Source organism: Pseudomonas sp. ANT_H4, from assembly GCF_008369295.1.
Classification (GTDB): Bacteria; Pseudomonadota; Gammaproteobacteria; order Pseudomonadales; family Pseudomonadaceae; genus Aquipseudomonas.
Window position 1 is genome coordinate 1 of sequence record NZ_VOBG01000073.1, and the last position, 1544, is coordinate 1544.

1 protein-coding gene is annotated in these 1544 nt (G+C 52.6%); it reads right to left on the reverse strand.

Annotated features, from left to right (window positions below; genetic code table 11):
• Positions 1 to 138: 138 nt before the first annotated feature.
• Entirely contained in the window at positions 139 to 1233 is a 1095-nt protein-coding gene (locus FQ182_RS29565) for a hypothetical protein (RefSeq protein WP_149415360.1), read from the reverse strand.
• Positions 1234 to 1544 lie beyond the last annotated feature (311 nt).

Below are 1544 nucleotides of genomic sequence, written 5' to 3' on the forward strand. Positions count from 1 at the left end.
CGGCGCCGCCGCTCCTGACCCAAAAGCTCACCACTCTTATCGTTGCTATTAGTCATAAACATAACCGTTTGCCTATCCCTTATCGTAAGGGGGAAACGGTGTCCTGTCTTTCATGGGGCTCGTTCATGGTCATAGTAATTAATACTTGGTGCCTGTCAGTGGGTTGTAGCCTTGTGCGGCGCATCTAGCTCTCGCCACGAGGCTAGCGGTACATTCCTTTTGCTTAGCCTCGGCCGCTGCTACCGCCTGGCGTCTCGCCGCTGCGACCCTGAGATCTGCTCGTCGTGTAGCCTCTAAAGCTGCGGTGGCTTGACGCTCATCAACACGTTGACGTTGAACAGCCAGTCGCTGTGCTTTCTGCTGCCCACGTTGTACCTGTTGTTCGGTGCTTAGGGCTTCTCGTTCCGCTAAACGTGCGAGATTCCTGGCTTCCAACTCAGCTTGGCGCTGTTGCCGTTTTGCGTTTCTCCCTGCTTGCCGTATGGCGTCGTTGAGCGTGTCGACTGAAGCTGCTGGAGAGGACCGCGACTGCTCAAGCTTTGGCGGCAGTTCACTAGGATAGTCGGTAGCTTGCTGAGCTGTAGCTGCGGCTGGTCCGAGAGCGCTTGCCTTATCACCATTCAGTTGCACATCTAGTCGATGAACCAAATTCTCTGTTTGAGCCTGAAGCTTGAATCCTTCTTGCAGCACAGGCAGTGCATCGAGTACCCCATCCGATAAGCGTTGATAGTCGAATCGAGAGGGGCGTTTAACCTCAAGTGCACTTAGATAAGTTTTACCCTCAACGCTCAGCGGCACCTGTTTTTTTGTTAGCCCTTTAAACGGCGACTCCTCAATTAGCTGATGCGCCTGGTCGTACCGTTCTTGCTGCGCTACTGCATTCTGAAGCACCTGCTCCTTGCTCAAAGGATTGACTAGGGATAGCTGTTCTTGGAGGTTAGAGGTCTGCTCAGCTGCCACTTGTCGCAGCCATTCAGGCTGGTCGGCTATTAAAACTTGGAGGCGAGAAAGTGCTGCTTGTGTGCGTTTCACTGATTGGCCACTCAACTCGTTTATGGCATCAATGCGTTGAATCGCTTCGTCAGCTTTCATTGCAGGGTATCGGTAAGCAAATACGAATGCGGTTAGTAACAGAACCAAGGCAAGCAATGTCGCCGGGGACGTTGCCCCTGGCCAATACCAATGCCCCTCTGCTTCACGCATCACCGGCATATTGATTGCGATAGCTTTCATGTCGCGCTCCTCTGCTGTTTTGGGTACAGGCGGATCACGTCACGACGTTGGATTCGGCCGCGGTTGATGATGGCAATAGCGGTACCTGGTATTGCGAGAAGAGTCTCGATCTCATCAGGTGGGATAAGTGGGGATAGCTCTAGCTGGAGTGTTGGTCGCGGTGAAGCCTGATTCGGATCATCAGGCTGTCAATCAGCGTCCAATAGTTTCCAGGTAACAGCGTCCAAAACTTTCCAGTTGGCTACGCGATTTTCATCTGTTTCTTGCGCTGTTTGAAGCGGAACGAATCATTGCCGGTTTCTAGAATTTCG

Excerpts from the sequence above, each read along its gene's own strand:
- FQ182_RS29565 (WP_149415360.1), bottom strand. The coding sequence starts at position 1,233 with ATGAAAGCTATCGCAATCAATATGCCGGTGATGCGTGAAGCAGAGGGG.